Source organism: Citricoccus sp. (genome assembly GCF_032154715.1).
GTDB lineage: Bacteria > Actinomycetota > Actinomycetes > Actinomycetales > Micrococcaceae > Citricoccus.
In genome coordinates, this window is sequence record NZ_JALDXU010000140.1 from 1 (window position 1) to 5,657 (window position 5,657).

At 67.5% G+C, this 5,657-nt stretch carries 5 protein-coding genes; 2 read left to right on the forward strand and 3 right to left on the reverse strand.

Translation table 11 applies throughout. The features are described 5' to 3' along the window. Positions 1-234: 234 nt before the first annotated feature. Positions 235-2,382, forward strand: coding sequence for a Stk1 family PASTA domain-containing Ser/Thr kinase (pknB, locus tag RUH65_RS15105; protein ID WP_313818449.1), 2,148 nt, complete (start codon positions 235-237; stop codon positions 2,380-2,382). Between the two features lie 54 nt (positions 2,383-2,436). Here the strand turns inward: pknB and RUH65_RS15110 are convergent, their stop codons facing one another. After that, positions 2,437-3,129 carry a glutamine amidotransferase-related protein gene (locus RUH65_RS15110; protein WP_313818450.1) on the reverse strand — a complete coding sequence of 231 codons (693 nt, stop codon included), beginning with the start codon at positions 3,127-3,129 and terminating at the stop codon, positions 2,437-2,439. A 205-nt stretch (positions 3,130-3,334) separates the two neighbouring features. Here RUH65_RS15110 and RUH65_RS15115 point away from each other — a divergent pair, with 205 nt between their 5' ends. Further along, entirely contained in the window at positions 3,335-3,631 is a 297-nt protein-coding gene (locus RUH65_RS15115) for a cell division protein CrgA (RefSeq protein ID WP_313818451.1), read from the forward strand. Here RUH65_RS15115 and RUH65_RS15120 read toward each other — a convergent pair. After that, entirely contained in the window at positions 3,628-4,254 is a 627-nt protein-coding gene (locus tag RUH65_RS15120) for a DinB family protein (protein ID WP_313818452.1), read from the reverse strand. The genes RUH65_RS15115 and RUH65_RS15120 overlap by 4 nt on opposite strands. A 394-nt stretch (positions 4,255-4,648) precedes the next feature. Continuing rightward, positions 4,649-5,422 carry a rhomboid family intramembrane serine protease gene (locus RUH65_RS15125; protein ID WP_396180366.1) on the reverse strand — a complete coding sequence of 258 codons (774 nt, stop codon included), beginning with the start codon at positions 5,420-5,422 and terminating at the stop codon, positions 4,649-4,651. Positions 5,423-5,657 lie beyond the last annotated feature (235 nt).

Consider the following 5,657-nt stretch of genomic DNA (forward strand, 5'->3'; position numbering starts at 1 on the left):
CCGCAGGAGACCGCCACCCAGGCACCGCCGGACGAGGCCACCACACAGGAGCCCACGCAGACTCCCACGCAGGAGCCGACCCAGGATCCCACGACCGGGCAACCGACTCCGACTCCCACGACCGACGAGCCGGCACCCTAGCCACGACGACACCGAAGGACCGGGCTCCGGAGCCATCGCCTCGATCTCCTCGACCCTCTCCAGTTTTCGAATCCCAGAACAGGACGAACGACAGTGCCACATCAACGCATCCTCAACGGCCGTTACGAGGTCGGTGACCTCATCGGCCGGGGTGGCATGGCCGATGTGTTCCAAGGTCGGGACCAGAAACTCGGTCGCAAGATCGCCATCAAGCTGATGCGTCCGGATCTGGCCCGTGATCCGCAGTTCCAGTCCCGGTTCCGCCGGGAGGCTCAGTCCTCCGCCGCATTGAATCACCCGAACATCGTCTCGGTGTTCGACACGGGTGAGGAACGGTTCGAGGACGGCGCCTACCAGGGCGTCGCCTGCCCCTTCATGGTCATGGAGTTCGTGGACGGCCGCACGTTGCGCGATTTGCTGCGCCATGATGAGGTCACCGTGGACCAGGCCATCGAATGGACCTCCGGGGTGCTGGCAGCCCTGAACTACAGCCATGAGGAAGGCATCGTCCACCGGGACATCAAACCGGCCAACATCATGGTCACCAAATCCGGGGCCGTGAAAGTCATGGACTTCGGCATCGCCCGCGCCCTGTCCGATTCGGCTGCCACGATGACCCAGACCCAGGCCGTGGTCGGAACCGCCCAGTACCTGTCCCCTGAGCAGGCCCGGGGCGAATCGGTGGATTCGCGGTCGGACCTGTACTCGGCCGGCTGCCTGCTGTTCGAGTTGTTGACCGGGCGCCCGCCGTTCGTGGGGGATTCCGCGGTGGCCGTGGCCTACCAGCATGTCCGGGAGGAACCCCCGGTGCCCTCCACACTCAACCCGACCGTCTCGCCCGCCCTGGACGCCGTGGTCTCCCGGGCGCTCTCGAAGGACCGCGAGGACCGGTTCCAGTCCGGACTGGAATTCCGTGCCAGCCTGAACCGGGCGGCGGAGCAGCCCGACGCCGGCCACCTTCAGCGCTCGTCCGGCTCGGCTGCCGCTGCGGACCACTCCGGTGGTATCGCCGGCGCCACGGCCGGCGCCGCTGCGGGCGCCGCCGCCGGTGCGGCCGCCGTCGGGATGTCTCCGGACGGTGCCACCGAGGCCATGACGGCCGTGTCTCCCCGGCCGGAAGGACAGACCAGGGCGATGGCCGCCGTCGGGAAGGAGCCCGGGAGCGAGCCCGGCACCGAGAGGTATACGGCCTCATCGGTTGGTCGCTACAACGGTCAGCAGGCCGATGCCGTCTCGGCCCCGACCGCGGCCACGCCGCCCGCGCCGCCAGAGGACACCGGCCACCCGCTGGACCTCGGCGAGGAACCGCGCCCGGGTGCCCCGAGGAAGAAGCGCAAGGCGCACCGCGTCTGGGTGCCCATTCTCGTGGTCATCCTGGCCCTAGCGGCCGTGGCGGGCGGATGGTTCCTGATGGAGGAACTGAACCGGCGAACGGTGGAGGCCAATCAGGTGACGGTCCCGTCCGTGGCCGAGATGACCCAGATCGAGGCCCAGAACGCGCTGACCTCCGCGGAACTGCGGCCCATCCTGGAGGAGGTGCATGATGACGAGATCCAGCGGGATCTGGCCGTCGGCACCGAACCTGCCAGCGGCACCCTCGTCCAGAAGAACCAGGAGATCACCCTCTTCATCTCCATCGGCCCCGAACAGGTGGAGATCCCCGCGGACCTGGCCGGTCAGTCCGAGGCCACGGCGCGGGACACCCTGGAGGGGCTGGGCCTGTCCATCTCCTCGGTGCGCTATGTCCCCTCGGCCGACGTCCCGCGGGACCGGCTGGTCGGCACCTCCCCCGAACTCGGTGCCACCGTGAAGTCCGGCGCCTCCGTGGAGCTGCAGATGTCCTCCGGCAACGTCGGAGTGCCGGACCTCGTCGGAATGACCCAGGAGGAGGCCCGGGCGGTCCTCCTGGAGTTGGGCCTGCAGATGACGGTCTCCGAGGTGGATCGTGAAGCACCCGTGGAACCGGGCACCGTGGTCGGTCAGGAGCAGACCGAGGGTACCGAGGTGCCCCAGGACTCCTCCGTCACGGTCGAGGTGGCGAAGGCACCCGAGGAGCCCTCTCCGTCACCGACTCCGTCTCCATCGAGTGAGTCGCCCAGTCCGAGTGAGTCCCCGAGCCCGAGTGCCTCTCCCACCGGATCACCCAGCGAGTCACCCAGCCCGTCGGAATCAGCTGCTGACGCCTCCGGATCGCAGCCCACCGGACCGGGCAACAACCGGGGTCGCGGGCAGGGTAGCTGAGCGGCAGGCTCGCCGGAGTCGGCGAGCCCTTGAAGGGACCAGGCGAGGCGGGCGTCAGCCCATCACGGGGGAGAGAGTATCGGCCCGGGCCGCCGCGCCCTCCATGCCCAGGGACTCCAGCCAGTTGCCCAGCATCCGGTAGCCGCCCTCGGTCAGCACGGATTCCGGGTGGAACTGCACGCCCCACAAGGGAGCGCTCCGGTGGGCCACACCCATGACGATCCCGCCGTCCGTTTCCGCGGTGATCTCCAGTTCCTCTGGGATCGTGGCCCGCACAGCCGCCAGGGAATGATAGCGGGTGGCGGTGAAGGGGTCCGGGATGCCGGCGAACATGGGGTGACCGCCGTGCACGACTCGGGAGGTCTTGCCGTGCATGAGTTCCTCGGCGTGCGTCACGGTGGCCCCATGCGCCTCGGAGATCGCCTGATGACCCAGGCAGACGCCGTAGAGGGGCTTGCCCTGTTCGGCGGCCCACCGGACCATCTCCGTGCTGATACCGGCCTCGGCGGGGGTCCCGGGACCGGGGGACAACAGGATCCCGTCCCGTTCAGCCGCGAGTTCGGTCGCCTCGTCCAGGCTCACGGCATCATTGCGGACCACGAGGGTGTCCGCCCCCAGTTCCCGCAGGTATCCCACGAGCGTGTAGACGAAGCTGTCATAGTTGTCGACCACGAGGATCCGGGCGGGCGATCCGGCCCCGGAGCCGGTGACGTGGTCCGAGTCGGTGGAAGCGGTCGGGGAGGTCATGAGCGGAGGTCCCATCGTGTGTCGGGCGGGCAGGGCAGCGGAGGCGGGTCCGGAGGCACTCGGCGCATCGGGGCGAGGCCCGGGGGTCTCACGGGCCGGCCCGCGTTCGCCGCTAGACTGGGCCGAGTACTTCATCTGAAGCAGACTACGCCGTGACCGGTTCTGGTGCGGCGACGTGACCGAACCATCGTGGACAGGAATCGAAGTGCCCGAGTCGAAGTCCCGCAAGACCGGCCCGATCGGCCCGAAGAGCAAGAGTGCTGCGCAGGCCGAGCGAGGCCAGCGTCGGGCCGATCTCCGCGCGGAGAAGCCTGAGCCGGGCCCGCTGCCCACCTGGTACAAGGCCATCATGTTCGGCCTGATGATCGTCGGCCTGCTCTGGATCGTCGTCTACTACCTCACGATGGGCGTGGCCCCCCTCCCGCAGGCCGGTGGATGGAACATCGGCATCGGCTTCGGAATCGCCTGCGTGGGCTTCCTCATGACCACGCGTTGGCGCTAGACGTTCGTGTCCGCGCGATAGAGGTCTCTCAGTAGGCACATCTCAGCCCCGTGGTGGATGGCCTCGCGGTTGATGTGCAGGACCAGCTCCAGCATGGAGTGCTCCTTCCACGGTCCCTCGGACTCTCCCGCGGCTGCGCCGAGCGCGGCGGCATCGAGCGAGTCCACCGCCTCACACCATGCCGTCACGGCGGCGTCCAGCCTCTCATAGGCCGCCCGTGCGGTTCCCGGGTAGTCATAGGTGAAGTAGTCCATCTCCGGACCGTCGAAGTGCCCCGCCATCCGTGTTCCGAACACGCCCACGAGCTCGTGAGCCATCCTCCATGCGATCGTCGTCATCGGTGGGGGTTCCGGCTCGGGAAAGGCGAAGTCGACCACCCAGTCGCCACCACCGGCCTGCACGGCGCCCGGGTAGTCCGGTGGAGTAGCGCCCCGTGGACGCAGACCCCACGCCCCACGTGCCGGTTCCCAGTGGTACTCCTCGTCGGTCATCCCCGCCAGACGGGCGGACAGATGGTGATCCCAATACCAGCGCAATTGCTGGGACAGCTGTCCGAGTGGCAGGTCGACAGGCCTGTGGTTATCTTTCGACGGGCCTGTGGATTCAGCGGCTTCCTTTGTCATGATCCGATGCTCCCGCCTCCGCCGCAATTGTGGAAGACCTACGGGTAGGAGCCGTCAAAACGCCCGAGTTCTCCACAACCGTCAGATTCTCACCAATTTTGCTTCTGACTTGGGGTTTAACGATCCACATCGCTATCCACAGGGTGAACAACATGCCTGTCATTCGTCCACAGTGTGGATAACGCCTGTGGATAACTTAGACAGCGAATCACATCCATGTCATTCCATCCACATCCGTGGATAACTCTGTGGATAAACACAAGACCCGTGGAGGGTCGATCCCCGCAGGATCGACCCTCCACGGGTCCGTTTCGCCTCACCGCTTCACCGTGACGCGCAGAGCGTCACCCACCACGCATCAGAGCCCCGGCGTCAGGTGGCAGCGATGTCCTGCTCACATCTCCAGCCAGTACTCGACCAGGGCGGCGTCCGTGAGCCGCAGGACGCCCACGACCGTCAGGGCCACCAGCACCACGAGGATTCCTGCCAGGAGGAGCCACTGGACGGTGGCCGCGCGCTGATCCAATCGCACCGGAAACCCTGCCCCGCGATGACCACGGGGCAGATAGGCCACCACGGCGGCACAGGCGGCCCCCGTGATCAGGCCTCCGACATGGCCCTGCCACGAGATGTTGGCTCCCGGGAAGAAGGAGATCACCAGGTTCACCCCGATCAGGGCGGCGATCCCGGTCACGTTGCCCCCGGTCCGCCGCATCACGATGAACAGGGCCGCGAAAAGGCCGTAGACGGCACCGGAGGCACCCACCACAGGGATGTAGGGGTTGGAGAGCAACAGCACCGCTACGGAGCCACCGAAGGCGGACAGCAGGTAGAGCGCGAGGAACCGAGGCCATCCGAGCACGGGTTCCAGCATGCGTCCCATGAGCCACAGGGTGTACAGGTTCAGCACGATGTGCAGCGGATTTCCCAGTGAGTGCAGGAAGGCCGACGTCAGCATGCGCCATGGCTCCATGGCCTCCGCCGAGGTGTGCAATCCGGCGTAGAAGAACTGTTCGGTGATGCCGACGCGCTGTCCCGAGGTGACCCACTGCAGGGCATACATGACCACGCAGAGCCCGATCATGGTCCAGGTGACCCACGGTTGCCCGGACCGGCGGCGGACGGCTGTCCCCCCGGGACGGCCCATGCCCGGGCCCGTCGGAAGCATCAGTCTGCCCTGGCCGTAAGGTGGCCTTTTCGCCTCCGGGGGTCCGGAGAGCGGAACCCCCCATGGGTCGGCGGATGACTGTCCGGGGCCCGCAGTGCCTGTTCCATCTGGCCCTCGGCCGGCGGCACAGTCCACACAGTGGATGCCGACGGCGGCCGGACGCTGGCATTCGGGGCACGCCGGACGTCCGCAGCGTTGACAGTGGATAAACGAAGGGCGGTCCGGGTGGCGGGGG